16 protein-coding genes are annotated in these 17,304 nt (G+C 44.9%); 15 read left to right on the forward strand and 1 reads right to left on the reverse strand.

What is annotated here, in order from left to right; all coding sequences use genetic code 11:
* The first annotated feature begins 196 nt into the window (after window positions 1-196).
* The 14 genes from FJQ87_RS08460 (at window position 197) to FJQ87_RS08520 (ending at window position 13,212) form a co-directional block, all read left to right on the forward strand.
* Window positions 197-595: a hypothetical protein gene (locus FJQ87_RS08460; protein WP_140932260.1), complete on the forward strand. Its 399-nt coding sequence runs from the start codon at window positions 197-199 to the stop codon at window positions 593-595.
* Window positions 596-711: 116 nt separating this feature from the next.
* Complete coding sequence (locus FJQ87_RS08465; RefSeq protein ID WP_140932261.1) at window positions 712-1,542, forward strand: DUF692 domain-containing protein; 831 nt, start codon at window positions 712-714, stop codon at window positions 1,540-1,542.
* Window positions 1,542-2,288, forward strand: a complete 747-nt coding sequence (locus FJQ87_RS08470) for a putative DNA-binding domain-containing protein (RefSeq protein ID WP_140932262.1) — start codon at window positions 1,542-1,544, stop codon at window positions 2,286-2,288. Before FJQ87_RS08465 ends, FJQ87_RS08470 begins: the two co-directional genes overlap by 1 nt.
* A 77-nt stretch (window positions 2,289-2,365) precedes the next feature.
* Window positions 2,366-2,494, forward strand: a complete 129-nt coding sequence (locus FJQ87_RS18945; protein WP_256260894.1) for a hypothetical protein — start codon at window positions 2,366-2,368, stop codon at window positions 2,492-2,494.
* Between the two features lie 53 nt (window positions 2,495-2,547).
* Window positions 2,548-2,928: a YbaN family protein gene (locus tag FJQ87_RS08475; RefSeq protein WP_140932263.1), complete on the forward strand. Its 381-nt coding sequence runs from the start codon at window positions 2,548-2,550 to the stop codon at window positions 2,926-2,928.
* 109 nt (window positions 2,929-3,037) lie between these two features.
* Complete coding sequence (locus FJQ87_RS08480; RefSeq protein WP_140932264.1) at window positions 3,038-3,433, forward strand: response regulator; 396 nt, start codon at window positions 3,038-3,040, stop codon at window positions 3,431-3,433.
* An 87-nt stretch (window positions 3,434-3,520) separates the two neighbouring features.
* On the forward strand, window positions 3,521-4,072 hold the full coding sequence (gene apt / locus FJQ87_RS08485) for an adenine phosphoribosyltransferase (protein WP_140932265.1): 552 nt from the start codon (window positions 3,521-3,523) through the stop codon (window positions 4,070-4,072).
* A 123-nt stretch (window positions 4,073-4,195) separates the two neighbouring features.
* Complete coding sequence (gene dnaX, locus FJQ87_RS08490; RefSeq protein WP_240778875.1) at window positions 4,196-7,009, forward strand: DNA polymerase III subunit gamma/tau; 2,814 nt, start codon at window positions 4,196-4,198, stop codon at window positions 7,007-7,009.
* 97 nt (window positions 7,010-7,106) lie between these two features.
* On the forward strand, window positions 7,107-7,436 hold the full coding sequence (locus FJQ87_RS08495) for a YbaB/EbfC family nucleoid-associated protein (protein ID WP_140932266.1): 330 nt from the start codon (window positions 7,107-7,109) through the stop codon (window positions 7,434-7,436).
* Window positions 7,437-7,443: 7 nt separating this feature from the next.
* Window positions 7,444-8,043, forward strand: a complete 600-nt coding sequence (recR, locus tag FJQ87_RS08500; RefSeq protein ID WP_140932267.1) for a recombination mediator RecR — start codon at window positions 7,444-7,446, stop codon at window positions 8,041-8,043.
* A 134-nt stretch (window positions 8,044-8,177) separates the two neighbouring features.
* Window positions 8,178-10,085: a molecular chaperone HtpG gene (htpG, locus tag FJQ87_RS08505; protein ID WP_140932268.1), complete on the forward strand. Its 1,908-nt coding sequence runs from the start codon at window positions 8,178-8,180 to the stop codon at window positions 10,083-10,085.
* A 47-nt stretch (window positions 10,086-10,132) separates the two neighbouring features.
* Complete coding sequence (locus tag FJQ87_RS08510; RefSeq protein ID WP_140932269.1) at window positions 10,133-10,978, forward strand: tetratricopeptide repeat protein; 846 nt, start codon at window positions 10,133-10,135, stop codon at window positions 10,976-10,978.
* Between the two features lie 100 nt (window positions 10,979-11,078).
* Complete coding sequence (gene adk, locus FJQ87_RS08515; protein WP_140932270.1) at window positions 11,079-11,723, forward strand: adenylate kinase; 645 nt, start codon at window positions 11,079-11,081, stop codon at window positions 11,721-11,723.
* 184 nt (window positions 11,724-11,907) lie between these two features.
* The gene (locus FJQ87_RS08520) at window positions 11,908-13,212 is read left to right on the forward strand and encodes an inosine/guanosine kinase (RefSeq protein WP_140932271.1); all 1,305 of its coding nucleotides are present in this window, start codon (window positions 11,908-11,910) and stop codon (window positions 13,210-13,212) included.
* A 119-nt stretch (window positions 13,213-13,331) separates the two neighbouring features.
* On the opposite strand, the gene FJQ87_RS08525 is transcribed toward FJQ87_RS08520, so the two are convergent.
* Window positions 13,332-14,648 carry a dicarboxylate/amino acid:cation symporter gene (locus FJQ87_RS08525; protein WP_140932272.1) on the reverse strand — a complete coding sequence of 439 codons (1,317 nt, stop codon included), beginning with the start codon at window positions 14,646-14,648 and terminating at the stop codon, window positions 13,332-13,334.
* Between the two features lie 216 nt (window positions 14,649-14,864).
* Between FJQ87_RS08525 and FJQ87_RS08530 the strand changes: the two genes are divergently transcribed.
* Complete coding sequence (locus FJQ87_RS08530) at window positions 14,865-17,270, forward strand: hypothetical protein (protein WP_140932273.1); 2,406 nt, start codon at window positions 14,865-14,867, stop codon at window positions 17,268-17,270.
* Window positions 17,271-17,304 lie beyond the last annotated feature (34 nt).

Here is a 17,304-nt window from a genome sequence, read left to right on the forward strand (position 1 = left end):
TTTTACCTCAAGGGAAATCATTGGCATAGCCTTGCTTTATTTTGTAACTATGCGATAACAACTGTGGCGGTAACTCGGCGAAATTCGCGACAATTGATTAACGGTCGAAATTTTTTTTAGCCGCTGTGGGTCTACTAGCTAAGTTCATAGCAAACAGTGCTAATGAATGCCTTTCATCAATTACGAGGGAAATTTTATGAATTCAGTTAACAAGACAGCCGTAGCCGTGGCCTTAGGTGCAGTGATTATGTCTGGCGCAGTGAGCCACACTGTAGAAGCGCAAGCCTTGTTTGGTTTCGAGCAAATGGAAGCGGGTTATCAGTTAGTGGGTGAAGAAGGTAAATGCGGTGAAGGCAAATGCGGCGAAGGTAAAAAAGCTAAAGAAGGCAAATGCGGAGAAGGTAAAGCCGCTGGCATGAAATCTGGCGAAGGTAAGTGCGGAGAGGGCAAATGTGGCGAAGCTAAAGCGGCCGCAATGAAGGCGAGTGAGGCTACTAGTGCCGGCGATAAAAAAGCCAAAGAAGGTAAATGTGGTGAAGGTAAGTGCGGCGGTGACAAAAAAGCGAAAGAAGGCAGCTGCGGCAGCAATCGTTAATCCACAAAACTGAGCCTCTTTTATTGCGTTAAAGAGGCTCAAAAAAAGCAATGTAGCCAGTTAAAACGGCCCGGACAAACTGTCTTGGTTCGATTAATAAGTGATAAGGATAATTGATGACATCAGCATGCGCAGGATTAGGCTTAAGGCGGGAGATGCTAACTGAGTTTTGCCTGTCATTACCCAGCGCCATCGATTTCCTTGAGGTAGCACCAGAAAACTGGATGACGCTCGGGGGCAAATTTGGCAAGCAGTTTCGAGCGCTCACTGAACGTCATCGTTTTTTTTGCCACGGTTTATCTTTATCCGTCGGCGGACCTAGCCCTGTTGATATTGAATTTGTTAAAGGGGTGAAGGCGTTTTTAGACCTGCATAACATCGAGTGTTATTCCGAGCACTTAAGTTACTGTAGCGGAGCGGGTCATCTTTATGACTTAATGCCAATTCCATTTACCAGTGAAGCGGTAACTCATGTGGCGCAGCGGGTGAAGCTTATTGAAGATGTGTTGGAGCGGCCCTTAATCTTAGAAAATGTGTCTTTTTACGCAGCACCAGGCGCGCAAATGACTGAGCAAGAGTTTGTATGCCAGGTGTTAGAAGAGGCCGACTGCGGTTTACTGTTGGATGTTAATAACATCTATGTGAATGCCACTAATCATGGCTATAACGCGCAAGCATTTTTGGCGGCTATGCCCACCTCACGCATTCGCTACTTACATGTGGCAGGCCATTATCGGCAAGATGCAGATCTCATTATTGATACCCATGGCGCCGATATTAATGCGCCCGTATGGCAATTATTGGCGCAGTGTTATGCCATACATGGCGTATTTCCGACCTTGTTAGAGCGCGATTTTAATTTACCTGCCACATGTGAATTAGTGGCGGAAATTGAACATATCAAATTTTTACAGCAACAAGCCTTGAGTCACAGAAGGTCAGCGTAATGGCATTTAAACACATTCAGCAAACCTTTATTGATTATATAAAAAATCCGCTGGAGCCTTTGCCTGTGGGCACTGATGCGCGCCACATGCAGGTATACCGCGATTTGTTTTATAACAATATTTATGGCTTTGTTTCCAATGCTTTTCCGGTATTAAAAAGCTTATATGGCCCGAATGATTGGGGCAGGGTAGTGGATAAGTTCTTTCAAACCCATGACTGCCAAAGCCCCATATTTGTAGATATCGCCGGTGAATTTATGCATTTTTTGCAACAGCAAGATGCCAAATATTTACGTTTTCCGTTTGAATTAGAACTTGCCCATTATGAGTGGCAAGAATTAGTGGTTGCAGTCGCTAGCAATGAAGATAGTCAAAATGTATTGCAGGCTGATGAATTAGCTCAGTATCCCATGATGCTCGCAGGCTTTACTGCGGTGGTGAGTTATCAATATCCAGTGCACAAAATTAGCCCAGATTTTTTACCCCAAGCGGTGTCAACGCCTGCCCATAATTTTTGCATTTATCGCGATATTGATGACGAAGTGCAGTTTTTGCAACTGACGCCGTTAGCGGCGCAGGCCTTATTTTTATTAAAACAACATAGCTATGATTTGCGCGAGTTGTCCGCAGCAATCACTGCTCTTTATCCCAATATAGCGAGTGATATCATCTATTCAGGCTTAACGGCGTTATTAACCCCTATCGCTGCTATGGGGATTTTGCGTAAAACTCATGCAGTTAACTAAATATCTGCAACAATGTGATTGTGGTCACGCTTTATTTGTACGCATAATAATGGGGTCTACAACAGAGGATGTTAACAATGCAATCGGAATTCAAAGATCCATTTAACGCGCTTTATCTGCTGGTGTTTGTATTATTGCTATTACTGCCTACCTTGCCTGCGACCTTGTCTTGGCTTAAAGTGGCCGGCATTATTCCTTATTATTAATCCTAACTATATTAGGTTGGCCAGATACCGCTCTGGCCTGTGCTGGACGACTCATGATTTTTAAGCGTGGATTATTGCTTTTTATCGGCTTGCTAAGCTTAGTTCTTGGTTTTGCTGGTGTATTTTTACCTGTATTGCCCACAGTTCCCTTTATTCTGTTATCAGCCTATTGCTTTGCTCGCTCGAATCAAAGATTGCACGATTGGTTGCACCGTCACCCATGGTTTGCTGATGGTCTGCAAAATTGGGAGCAACATAAAGCCATGCGTCCAAACTTAAAGCGTAAGGCGATAATGATGAGTGCTTTAAGTTTTATGATCAGCATTTACTTTGTTCCTTTGCTATGGGTTAAAGTTCTTTTAATATGTTGTTTTTGTTCGCTAATGTTATTCATTTGGCGTATCCCGACCTTAAGTGAATCTATAGATGTATAAATTTGTTTACACTTAATCACGTGCGTTACCGCACGTTCTGTGACGTTCGTCATGAAATTTGACGGCAACTAGCTTAAAATCCGCGTCATCGAGAATACAAGGTGTAACTATGACATTTAGAATACTTGTCGTCGATGACAATAGGATCAGTCGCGAAACTCTACAAACGTTATTAATGCACTCAGGTTGTCAAGTGGATTGTGTGGACAATGCTATTCAGGCCTTATCGAAAGTCGGCCATGTCCAATATGATTTAGTGATTACTGGATTTTTTATGCCAGTCATTGATGGCCCTCATTTGACCGGTTTGTTGAAAACCCGCCATGATTTAGCGCATATCCCCGTCATTATGCTAAGTACCCGCAGTACAAGTGATGTCGCCGCGGCTATGGATATGAACTTGTTGTCGTTGTTTTTACGCAAACCGTTAAATTGTGACGCTAAGCGGCTATTACTCGAACACATCAGCACACTCATAGTTGCAACGAGTGGCAAAGCGGCATAAGCTTGTGCCGGATAGTAAAGCAGTCCACCATAGTGTGGACTTTTTTGTTGTATAGACCGGTGTAACCGGCAGACTAAGTAAGCGAATATGGCAATGAATTCAGAAAGCCTGGCGATGATAAAGCAAAGCATTAAAACAATTCCAGATTATCCAAAAGCTGGGATCATGTTCCGTGACGTCACCAGTTTATTGGAAGACCCAAAGGCCTATAAGGCGACTATAGCTATTATGGTTGAAGCTTATAAAGACATGGGTTTTACCAAGATAGTAGGTACTGAAGCCCGCGGGTTTTTGTTTGGTGCTCCGTTAGCGCTTGAACTTAATGTTGGCTTTGTGCCAGTGCGTAAACCAGGCAAGTTACCTCGCGCAACTATCGCCGAAAGTTACGAATTAGAATACGGTCATGACACTTTAGAAATTCATCAAGATGCGATTGTTGCAGGTGATAAAGTGTTAGTGGTTGATGATTTATTAGCAACCGGCGGTACCATAGAAGCCACAGTTAAACTGATCCGTCGTTTAGGTGGTGAAGTGACTGAAGCTGCTTTTGTGATCTCATTACCTGAACTCGGTGGTGAAGCGCGTTTAACAGCGCTGGGTTTGAATATTCTCAAACTGTGTGAATTTGACGGCGAATAACCAAGCAAACTTTTTCATCCGATATTGGCACCATATATAAGCTTGAGCTTTAGATAATATGGTGCCAATATCGTTCGCAATAAAGCGGAGCTTGCTCCCAACTCATATTATTTGGGGAGTCTCATGTCCTATCAGGTGTTAGCCAGAAAATGGCGCCCTGCCACCTTCGAGCAAATGGTTGGTCAGTCGCACGCATTACAAGCCCTGACAAATGCTTTGCAGCAACAACGTCTTCATCATGCTTACCTATTTACTGGCACCCGCGGTGTTGGCAAAACCAGTTTAGCGCGTCTGTTTGCTAAAGGGTTAAATTGCGAAACTGGGATCACAGCCACTCCTTGTGGACAATGCAGCAGTTGTATCGAAATCGCCCAAGGGCGCTTTGTTGACTTAATTGAAGTTGATGCTGCGTCACGCACTAAAGTCGATGACACTCGCGAACTCCTCGAAAACGTGCAATATCGCCCAAGTCGCGGCCGCTTTAAGGTCTACTTAATCGATGAAGTGCATATGCTGTCGCGCAGCAGTTTCAATGCCTTATTAAAAACTCTCGAAGAGCCGCCTGAGCACGTTAAATTTTTATTAGCAACGACAGATCCACAGAAATTACCTGTGACTGTATTATCGCGCTGCCTGCAATTTAACCTTAAAAGTCTGGGGTTAGATGATATTCTCGGGCAATTACAGCATGTATTAACGGCTGAAAGTATTCCGTTTGATGATGGCGCGCTGCGCCTTATCGCCAAATCTGCCAACGGCAGTATGCGTGATGCCTTAAGCCTTACCGATCAGGCCATAGCTTATGGCGCTGGCCATGTTGAACAAGCGCAAGTGCAAGCTATGCTTGGCACATTAGATGCGCAGCATATTCAAGCTATGCTGGCCGCGCTGATTGCAGGTGATTCAGTCACTTTATTAACCTTAGCCGCCGAAGCATTAAGTTATGGCGGTGACGCCGGTGAAATACTGCGCAGCCTGTTAGAGCAACTGCACCAAATAGCCTTGTGTCAATTTGCGCCTGCGTGCGCGCAGTTAAGTTTAACGGGTGAAGATTTATTGCCATTTACTGAGTTACTTAGCCCAGAGCAAGTGCAACTCTACTATCAAATGTTGCTGCAAGGCCGTAAAGATTTACCTTTCGCGCCGGACCCGCGCTCAGGGCTAGAAATGGCATTACTGCGCGCCATGATGTTTGAGCCTGAGCCCGACCCAAGTGGTGGACAGGCAATTGCAAGCTCATCCGCCGCGCCTGCAAATAAAACACCAGGCGCTGGTAAGCGAGCGTTTAGTCAATTATCGCAGCAATTGCATCAAGCACTGGTAAAGCCCGCAGCAACCGCTCATTCAACTAGCGCGTCGTCAACTGTATCAGTCGCTACTCAAGCCGCAGCAGCAATAACAGCGCCGAGTGTAAGCTTGGTAGCTGTTGAGCCTGTTGTAGCCTCAGTTGTGCCTTCAACTCCTGCGGAGGCGCAGTTGCAAGTTTCTGCGCAAGTAAATACACAAGCAAACGTACCGGCGCCATTAGATGTGAGTCATCAGGCTATTGGTTATGACCAAAATCATGACCAGAACCATAAACTGCATGATGAATTAAATGGTGATGCAGCATTATTGGCGGAACAAGCGTTACTCATTAGCCAAGCCCAATCCCATGGTTATCAAATTGACGCTGGTGGTCATCAATCGGGTGCGGCGCAGCAAGCGTATTGTGACGCTGCGCCTTCACAAGATGAACCAGCATTACCAGAAATGGGCAATGATGGACTCGATGGTTATGCCTTAGATCACTCATCTTTCAATGGCTATGGCAATGACGCCAGTCAGTTTGATGATTATCAAGCGAGTTTCACTGAACCTGCTGCTGATAACGCGCTCGAAAGTTATGGCCAAAGTGTTGAGCTAGTAGTATCGCAGCCAACAGCACAATTAACTGAGCCGAGCGCAGGCTTTAACCCATTAGATGACATTTTGGATCAAGTGCTTAAATCGCAAGCAGAATTGTTATCAACGATTGCCCCGCAGACCACGGACTCTGAGCCGCACACTAGTGCTTTGGCTAGGGTAGGTGATATAAAAAACTCTGAAGGTAAGTCGGCGTTAACATCGGGGCTGTTAGCTGGTCGCAACAAAGCGGCTTTGCAAATCCCTGACGCTGGCAGTGTTAGTGATGACGAGGCGGTTCAAGCGGCAAATACCAATGCGCCAGCTATTGCAAGCCCAATGGCGAACACTGTTACCAATACCATTACCAACAGTGCGGCAACTACGGCTCGTGTACTCACGCCCCAAGAAGTTGAGGCTAACCGTCCGCCATGGGAAGACGCGCCAGTAACAGCTAATGAAACTGCCGCGAGTGCTCCATCTCAGGTTCACTTAGCCAGTGCTAATACTGTTGTCGCATCTTCAGCAACCGTGGCAACGACTCCTGCGCCTAAGGTGGCACCGAATACCACTCAGTTAAGCTCTACATTTGCGCCGACCGGCGATGCTTTAGATTTGCATTGGTATAAGCAGATGTCGAATATTCAGGTGGGCGGGCGTGTGCGGCAATTGGCGGTCAATTCAATTTGCCAGCAGTGGTCTGAAGATAGAGTGATTTTGCTCCTTAAACCGGATCAAAAGCATTTAGCTGCGGCGAATGCCATCGAGCAACTAAGAGATGCATTAGCACCTATACTGGCAGCTGGCCTTGAATTAGTGATAGATGTGGGTCTTGATATTGGGCATGAAACTCCCAGAGAATTAAGGCATCGCTTTCATCGGCAGTTATTAGGCCAAGCGCGAGATGCGCTATTAAGTGATGAGCAAGTGCAATGGATGCAGACCATGTTAGCGGCAAGCTTAGATGAAGATTCTCTGAGTTATCCTGGCGAATTATTGACAGCGGTCGCGCAGCAAATTCCATCTTTAAGCGCTCCAGTGGCAAAAGCATGACAAAAGTCACTAACTCAGTTTGCCAAATAGAACGTTTTCAGTAAGATTAACCCCTAGGTGGGATAATCCCATTTTTTGATAACAAGAGATAAGTATTATGTTTGGAAAAGGCGGCATGGGTAACCTGATGAAACAGGCCCAAATGATGCAAGACAAAATGGCGAAGATGCAAGAAGAAATCGCCCGTATGGAAATTACTGGTGAAGCCGGTGCTGGTTTAGTTAAAGTCACTATGACGGGCTCGCACAATGTTCGTAAAGTGGACATAGATCCAAGCCTGCTTGAAGACGACAAAGAAATGTTAGAAGATTTAATTGCAGCAGCTTGTAATGATGCCGCTCGCCGTATCGAAGAAAATCAAAAGTCTAAAATGGCTGATGTCACTGGCGGTATGCAATTACCACCAGGCATGAAACTGCCATTCTAAGCTGCTAATGAAATTCAGTCCTCTGGTTGATGAATTAGTGCAAGCCTTGAAGTGTTTGCCTGGCGTTGGGCCAAAATCGGCTCAACGTATGGCCTTTTCTTTGCTTGAGCGTAATCGCAATGTAGGTATTGCCTTGGCTGATACATTGGCTGCGGCAATGCGTGATGTTGGCCATTGTCGTCAATGCCGCAATTTTACCGAGCAACCAACCTGCCCGATTTGCGCGAGTCTAAAGCGCGGCCACGCCGAATTAGTGTGCGTGGTGGAAACGCCTGCCGATGTGCTTGCCATTGAAGCGGGTGGTCATTTCTCTGGCCGCTATTTTGTATTGCTGGGGCATTTATCCCCCCTTGATGGCATTGGTCCGCAAGAGCTAGGTTTGGCCCTGCTTGAAGAGCAATTAGCTGCGGGTGGGGTGAGCGAATTAATTTTGGCGACCAATCCGACCGTGGAAGGGGATGCGACCGCTCATTACATTGCCGATATTGCCAGACGCTATAACGTGATGATTTCCCGTATTGCCCATGGTGTCCCCGTTGGTGGTGAGCTTGAGTATGTTGATAGTACGACTTTAGCCTTGTCTTTCACCGGCCGCTTACCTTTGTAAGCTTGCAATGGACGTAACTGAATGAAAAAAGACCCAATGATGGGTCTTTTTTGTTTTTTACCCTTGAAATAATGTCAGCTAACCCCATTTAGTTGGTATCGAATTTGTATTTGTGTAAAACAAGGGAAATTTTCATGTCTAAACAAGAAACACTAGGTTTTCAAACAGAAGTTAAGCAACTTTTGAAATTGATGATCCACTCTTTGTATTCCAATAAAGAAATTTTTCTGCGTGAATTGATCTCAAACGCTGCAGATGCCGCCGATAAATTACGTTATTTGGCGCTGACCAATGACACGCTTTATGAAGGCAATGGTGAACTGCGAGTGCGTGTCAGCACAAATAAAGAGCTGGGCACTGTGACCATTGAAGACAATGGCATCGGCATGAACCGCGACAGCGTGATTGAGCACTTAGGTACTATTGCTAAATCAGGGACTTCTGAGTTCTTTAGCCACTTATCAGGTGATGCTGCCAAAGATTCACAACTGATTGGTCAATTTGGTGTGGGCTTTTATTCAGCCTTTATCGTTGCCGATAAAGTGACAGTCACTAGCCGCGCGGCCGGCGACAGCAAAGATAAAGGCGTGCAGTGGCAGTCTTGTGGTGAAGGTGATTTCACCGTTGAAGATATCGAAAAAGCGGAACGTGGCACTAAAATCGTACTGCATTTACGTGATGATGATAAAGAATTTGCTGATGACTATCGTCTGCGTTCTATCATCACTAAGTATTCTGATCATATCTCTATCCCAGTTGAAATGTGGGAAGAGGGCACTGCTGAACGTGAAGAAGACGGTGAAACCATTCCAGCCGTTGCTGGTGCTTGGAAAGTTATGAACAAGGCATCAGCACTGTGGCTGCGTAGCAAGTCAGAAGTGACGGATGAAGAATACCAAGAGTTCTACAAGTACTTATCCCATGACTTTAGCGATGCGTTAACTTGGGCGCATAACAAGGTTGAGGGTAATCAAGAATACACTAGCTTGTTATACATACCAGCCAAAGCGCCATGGGATATGTGGAACCGCGATCGTAAGCACGGCTTAAAATTGTTTGTGCAGCGTGTGTTCATCATGGATGACGCTGAGCAATTTATGCCATCTTATCTGCGCTTCGTGCAAGGCTTACTGGATTCTAACGATTTACCGCTTAACGTTTCCCGTGAAATTCTGCAAGACAGCAAGGTTACCCGTAATTTACGTAATGCGTTAACTAAGCGCGTTCTGAGCCTGCTTGAAAAGTTAGCTAAAGATGATAGCGATAAGTATCAGCAGTTCTGGAGCGAATTTGGTCAGGTGCTAAAAGAAGGCCCGGCGGAAGATTTTGCTAACCGTGAAAAAGTCGCTGGCTTATTACGTTTTGCATCGACCCATAACGATAGTGCCGCGCAAACAGTGTCTTTAGATGACTATATTGCCCGTATGAAAGATGGCCAAAAGCACATTTATTACATAGTGGCTGATAGCTACGCTGCTGCGGCGAATAGCCCACACTTAGAATTGCTGCGTAAAAAAGGCATTGAAGTTTTATTAATGTCTGAACGTATCGACGAGTGGTTGGTTAATCATCTGCATGATTATAAAGAAAAATCACTGCACAGTGTTAGCCAAGGTGACTTAGATTTAGGCGAACTTGAAGATGCTGAAGAAAAGCAAGCCCAAGAGCAGTTAGCTGAAAACAGCAAAGACTTGATTGAGCGCGTAAAAGCCGCCTTAGGTCAGCAAGTTAAAGACGTTAAAGTCACCACGCGTTTGACCGATACACCGGCGTGCGTTGTGGCTGGTGAAGGCGAAATGTCATCGCAAATGATTAAGTTGATGCAAGCTGCCGGTCAAGCCGTGCCAGAATCTAAGCCAACCTTTGAGATTAACCCTAACCATCCATTGGTGGCGCGTTTAATCACTATGCAAGATGAACAAGCCTTTAGCGATTGGAGTGAGTTGTTACTGCAACAAGCTCTGTTATCTGAAAAAGGTTCGCTGGCCGATCCATCCAGCTTTATCAAGCTGATGAATCAAATGTTACTGCGTCAAGATTAATACCAGTAGGGCCACCATAGGTGGCCCTGTTTGTCTGAGGAATGTATATGAATGGCATAATTGATTTAACTAAAGAGAACATTCAGCAAGTCGTTGATGCCTCAATGCAACAGTTAGTAGTGTTAGCTTTTTGGTCACCGTCTGAGCCTGCAAGTTTGGCTGTGTTAGAACAACTGGCACAAGAACAAGCGCGCGGTTTTTTACTGGCCAAAGTAAACTGCGACACTGAAATGGAGATCGCGGGCTATTTTCGTATACAAGCCTTACCTACCTTGATGTTATTGCAACAAGGTCAGCCGATAGATGCGCTAATGGCACCTATGTCGGGCGAAATGATAAGCGCTGTACTCGACAAACACGTTAAGCCGTTATGGCAACATCAATTGGCGCAAGCCATGGCTATGTTGCAAGCCGATGACGCCAGCTTATTGCCACAAGCGCAAATGTTACTAAAAAGCGCGCAAGCAGCCCATCCTTGCGATGAAATTAGTTTGGCCTTGGCTGATGTGTACTTGCAGTTGCAAGACGCGAGCGCGGCGCAAACGTTATTAGCGACTGTCGGTCTAGCCGGGCAAGATGGCTATTATGCCAATTTAATGGCCAAGCTTAATTTGGCTAAAGAGTCAGCCGACAGCCCAGAGATTCGTTCATTAGAAGCGGCATTTGAGCAGACGCCTGATGATATCATCGTGCGCCAAGCGTTAGCTAAGGCCTATCATCAAGTGCATCGTGATGAAGAAGCGTTAGCGCTGTTATTTGAACAGCTGCGCCGTGACCTCAATGTTGGTGATGGTAGCTTGAAAAAAACCTTTATGGAAATCATTACCGCTTTAGGGCAAGGCAGTTCGATTGCCAATCAATATCGCCGAAAGCTTTATAGCTTGTTGTATTAGTGCTGACTCATCCTAAGGTCTAATGAAAATTCCTTCTATCCTGTGCTCATATATGCGAAGATCACGGACTTTAACAATTAGTGCAAAAGAGGACTCTTGAATGCGCATTATCCTATTGGGCGCCCCAGGTGCCGGTAAAGGTACTCAGGCTCAATTTATTATGGAGCATTTTGGTATTCCACAAATCTCCACCGGTGATATGCTGCGTGCCGCGGTTAAAGCGGGTACTCCGCTTGGTCTGGAAGCTAAAAAAGTAATGGACGCAGGTCAACTGGTTTCTGATGATCTAATTATCGGTCTAGTGAAAGAGCGCATTACTGCTGATGATTGTGTTAAAGGCTTCCTGTTAGATGGTTTCCCACGCACTATTCCACAAGCCAATGCCATGGTTGATAATGGTATTGCGGTTGATCACGTCATTGAAATTGATGTGCCAGACGAAGAAATCGTTAAGCGTATGTCTGGCCGTCGTGTACACCCAGGTTCTGGTCGTACTTACCATGTGGTATTTAATCCACCAAAAGAAACGGGTAAAGATGACGTGACGGGTGAAGAATTAGTTATTCGTCCAGATGATGAAGAAACCACAGTACGCAAGCGTTTAGATATTTACCATGAGCAAACTAAGCCTTTGGTTGATTTCTATGGTGCTATGGCTGCTGCCGGTGAGACTCAATACCGTAAATTTGATGGTACCCAAACTGTTGCCGCAGTGAGCGAGCAAATGGTTGCTGCGCTGAAGTAAATATCGGCGCTAGAATAAAAAGCCTGCCTAAGTGCAGGCTTTTTTGTATTTGAATTAAGCTCAGCACTGGTGCATCGACTAATTTATGCTAAAATCTGCCGCCATTAGCAACCCGTTGGTTGTATGGGGACAGGTTAGTCTGTCTATAAGGCGTGCACGGAAGCCAGTAATTAGAGAACCCAGAATGAAGTTTCCCGGTCAGCGTAAATCTAAGCATTATTTTCCCGTTAAAACCCGAGACCTTTTACTCGCGCAACTGACGCAACAGCCAGAACCTTTTTCCGCTTATATCACAGGTATAGATCAGACCTTAGTGGATATTGAAGCCAAAGTAGAAGATGAATTGCTTGAACGCTATCAGCTGCCTAAGGGAAATTCGACCTTAATTAATGATGAGCAAGCGCACCAACTGTATCATGAGCTTAAATCACTGCAATTGATCAGTGATGAATTTGCGGGTGGCACTATTGGTAATACAGTTCATAACTATTCTATTTTGGCCGATGATCGCTCAGTGCTGTTTGGTGTAATGAGCCAGAACATTGAAGTGGGCAGCTATGCTTACCGTTATTTATGCCATACCTCATCCAAAGTTGACTTAAATTACTTGCAGCCAGTTGATGGCCCTATTGGTCGTTGTTTCACGTTAATCTCTGATTGCGGCGAACGCACTTTTGCTATCAGCAAAGGCTCGATGGATAAGTTAACGCCAGAGTTTATTGATTGCGATGTTATTCAAGGCGCGAGCGCTTTAGTGTTAACTGCCTATTTAATGCGTGCTAGCGATGGCGATGGCATTACTGATGCGGCGATGAAAGCCATTGAATATGCCAAAGCTGCCGATGTTCCTGTGGTATTAACTTTAGGTACGCGCTTCTTAATTGCTGAAGATCCTAAGTGGTGGCAAGAGTTTATTGCTGAGCATGTGACTGTGCTTGCGATGAATGAAGACGAAGGTGAAGCGCTGACTGGTTTTAGCGATCCTTTGCTTGCGTGTGAAAGTGCCTTAGATTGGTGTGACATGATTTTACTCACTGCTGGCCCAATAGGTTTATATACCGCAGGTTACACTGAAGAAAGCCAAAAGCGCGAGACTCAGCACACCTTATTGCCAGGCGCGATTCCTGAATTCAATCGCTATGAATTCTCACGTCCTATGATGAAAGAAGATTGTGTAACGCCGCTTAAGGTGTATGCCCATATTTCGCCATACATGGGTGGCCCTGAGCGTATTCGCAACACTAATGGTGCGGGCGATGGCGCGTTATCTGCCTTGCTGCATGACTTATCAGCGAATGATTTTCATAAAACCAATGTGCCAGGTTCGAGTAAGCACAAGCGTGAAGGCTTATGTTATTCATCTTTCTCGCAAATTTGTAAGTACGCTAACCGCGTTGCTTATGAAGTGTTAGCCCAGCATAGCCCACGTTTATCTCGCGGCTTACCTGAGCGTGAAGACAGCTTAGAAGAATCATACTGGGGCAGATAATTTAGTTATCTTCGCCAATAAAAAAAGCGCCTTTAGGCGCTTTTTTTGTTACTAGATAACTACTGAGAATTGGGTGATTACTTAAAAATAGTTATTTAACATTAACGGCTTAAAGATAATTACAACGGGCGATGAACTTGCTCGTCAAAACTTAATGCCACTTTTCCTGCTTGTGAGTCATTGTAAATATCAAGATTTAGCTCGCCTTCAGACTTAGCAACAATCACAGCTGCAACTGAGTCACCAGTCACATTGACCGCGGTGCGTACCATATCCAGCAATCGGTCAACACCGATAATCAAGGCAATACCTTCAACAGGTAAACCCACTTGATTAAGGACCATAGCTAGCATAATCAAACCTACCCCAGGCACGCCAGCAGTACCAATGGAGGCTAAGGTTGCAGTAATTACCACCATAAAGTAATCGGTAATGGTCAGTTCAATACCAAACACTTGAGCAATAAATACGGTCGCAACCCCTTGCATTATCGCTGTACCATCCATGTTAATAGTGGCGCCTAAGGGCAAGACGAAGGACGAAATTTTGTTATCAACTCCGAGCCTGTGCTCGGTGGCCTCCATCGTGATAGGCAAGGTAGCGTTCGAGCTGGCGGTACTAAATGCAAATAACTGCACATCACGCATTTTACGAATGAACAGCAGCGGGTTTAGTCCTGAAAACAATTTAAGCAGTACGGGATAAACCACTAAGCCGTGGAATAACAGCATGACTAATACCACTAAAAAGTATTTGATAACGCTGCCAAAGGTATCCAAGCCTAAGGTTAATGCCAGTTTCGCCATTAATGCCGCAACACCATAAGGCGCTAATTGCATCACTAAGGTGACGACGCGCATGATCACTTCATTTAAGTCATCAAATAATTGAGCGACACGTTTACCACGCTCACCTATGTGGGCAATTGCAAAACCAAAAATAACAGCAAATATAATGATTTGCAGCATATTGCCTTGGGTCATGGCCTCTATTGGGTTGGTCGGGATAATATTTATGATGACTTCAGATAAGCTCGGCGCTTCTTTCGCGACGTACTGTAAATTTTCAGTACTAGTTAATGATGCATTGCCTGGCTGAATGACGACGGCAGCCATGATGGCAAAACTCAAGGCAATAACGGTAGTAAATAAATAAAAACCTATGGTCTTACTACCTAAGCGTCCAAGTTTGGAGGGTTCGCTTAACGAGCAAGTACCACACACCAGTGAGATAAAGACTAAAGGAACGACCAGCATTTTTAAGCTAGAGATGAAAATGGTGCCTATGACATGTAAAAAACCATCAGTGATATATTCTTTAACAATCTCATTAGCAGGGAACATATTACGTAGCAGTAGGCCAAAAATGATGCCTATGGCCATGCCCAGTAATATTTTTGCGGTTAATCCTAGCGGTTTGCTCTTTGTTTTATTCATGGGTGATTCCGTTTAAATATTGTGATTATTGTTTTAAACGAGAGAGAGACTAACAAGAATATGCCACTAAGAGAATAACTAAAGTGGGTTATATTGTTGTGATTTCTCGATATTTTTATATTATTATGAATGATGTGTTGCGCATTGTTAGCTCGGTTACGTGTTGATGCTGCGTAATAACCCATGGAATTGACGGATAATACGGGGAGTCTGACAATGATGTCAGCGTTAAGGATGTTTACCGCCCTCATTTTGGCGGTGTTTTTGGCAGGATGTAGTGGCGGCGGTGGTCTCAGTGATACTGGCACCAATCCTGATCCCACGCCGAGCAAGCTAATTAATGTTTCGATCAATACCACGACTATTTCCGCCGAAAATCCAGCTCAGATTTCAGCCAAAGTCACGGATAGTTCAAATACACCGCAGTTCAATCAATTGGTCACTTTTGTACTTAATGACCCTAAGCTTGGCACCTTAGTCCCTGCCATTGGTACAGCGGTAACCGGAGCTGATGGTATCGCGACAGTTTCCTTGTATACCGGTAGTACAGCAGGCGCTGGTAGAATCACTGCGAGTCTTAGCAGTAGTGAAAGTGCGGACGTAGCCTTTACCATGGTTGGTGATGGCGGTGATGTCACTGGCGGCGCTCAAGTCGTATTATCTCTGACTAATCAACAAGGCGAGCCTATAAGCACTATTAATAATTTAATCCCGGGGAGGATTAAGGCTAAAGTATCTGGGGTTAACAAACCTGTGATAGTGACCTTTACAACGACTAAAGGTGAATTGCCGATTGATACCGCTGTGACTAATGCTGCAGGTGAAGCCATTGTTGATATTTATGCGGGAACTAGCTTAGGCGCAGCGGAGGTGTTTGGCACATTATCAAGTGGCGAAAAAGCCGCTGTTATCGTGGTGATTGGTGAAACTGATTTAGATATGGGCAGTGGAAGTCCATTTGTTGATGGCAAAGCTGCCGTTAGTAGTCCTATCCTTTCAGCGGGGGGAACGGCTTCGGTTGAGGTTGTTATTCAAGATAAAAATGGCGTCCGGTATAATCAACCCATAGATGTTATTTTTACGTCAACCTGTAGTCGAGCATCAACTCCATCTGCAATCTTAAGTTCACCAGTGCAAGCGGTGAATGGCATTGCTACTAGTACTTATTTAGCGAAAGGCTGCGATGGTAATGACACTATTAATGTCACTGCTAATGCGGGTGGGCTTAACTTATCGGCCTCTGGCGCGATAAATGTGTTAAAGGCAGATGTTGGCAGCATAGTATTCGTCTCAGCCACCCCTAAAAATATTGGTATTTTAGGCACAGGTGGTGATGAATCTTCTGTTGTTGTATTTAAAGTTCTTGATACTACTGGCAGTGTAGTCAGTAACCAGAGCGTGAATTTCAGCCTCAATACCGACGTTGGGGGGATAAAAGCCAGTCCTGTCACTGCAACCACTAATGGACAAGGCTTAGTGCAAACCGTTATAAACTCAGGCACTGTGGCCACTAGTGTGCGAGTAACTGCTAATGTTGTTGGTTCGAGTCCATTAATTTCAAGTCAGTCCAGTGAACTTGTAGTATCAACTGGTATTCCAGATCAAGACAGTTTTTCACTCTCAGCATCAACCTTAAATCCTGAAGGCTGGGATATAGATGGTACCGAAGTTACCGTGACAGCTCGTCTTGCTGATGCATTTAATAACCCAGTTAAAGATGGTACTGCAGTAACATTTACCACAGAGGGCGGTGCAGTCGACCCATCATGTACCACGCTTAATGGCAAATGTACTGTTACTTGGCGCAGTCAGCAGGCGCGCCCTGATGGTAAGAAACTACCTGTTTTAGGCGTTAACCCTCGCACTGATAACTTTATGGGGCAAGCCTATGGCGGCCGAGCAACCATAATAGCTACAGCTATTGGTGAGGAGTCTTTCCCTGATACCAATGGTAATGGTCGGTTTGATGCCGCTGAAATGCCAACCTTTTTAACTGGGGTAGATGTTAGTGGTAATAGCTACGATCTAAATGAGGCTTTTGTTGATCACAATGAAGATGGTGTTTTTAATCCCCAACAAACAGGTGGTGATTCTCTAGGCGGTAAGAATGAAGAGTTGATTGATTTTGATAGTGATGGGGTATTTGATCTTGCCGATAAGCTTTATAACGGCGTGCTTTGCTCTGAACCTACGCATTCTGGTTGCGCTGATGGCGTATCTAACTCTAAATCAATTAACGTTCGAGCTAGCTTAGTATTAGTCATGTCGGGTAGCACGGCATACGGCTCAACCCCAATAATTAATGATGGCGGCGCGGTTGATGATGGTGATGGCGTGCTTGATATTAATGGTAAAAGCAGCGGCACTGTCAGTATAGTGATTAGTGACTTACATAATCAGCAGATGCCTTCTGGCTCAGTGGTGAGTTTTAAAGCCACTGCTGGGTCTGTGGTGAGTACCAGTAGTTATACTTGGCCATCATCAAATCATAATGGTGGTAGTGCCTATGGGGTGGTGATTAAGGGTGAGGATAAACCAAATTCCGGCACATTAATCATAGAAGTAACATCGCCCTCTGGATTAGTAACGCCTGTGGCTAATATTCCTATTAATATTTATTAATGACTTGTTGGTGATGAAAAATGGCGCTAATGCG

The organism is Shewanella sp. SNU WT4 (assembly GCF_006494715.1).
Lineage (GTDB): Bacteria > Pseudomonadota > Gammaproteobacteria > Enterobacterales > Shewanellaceae > Shewanella.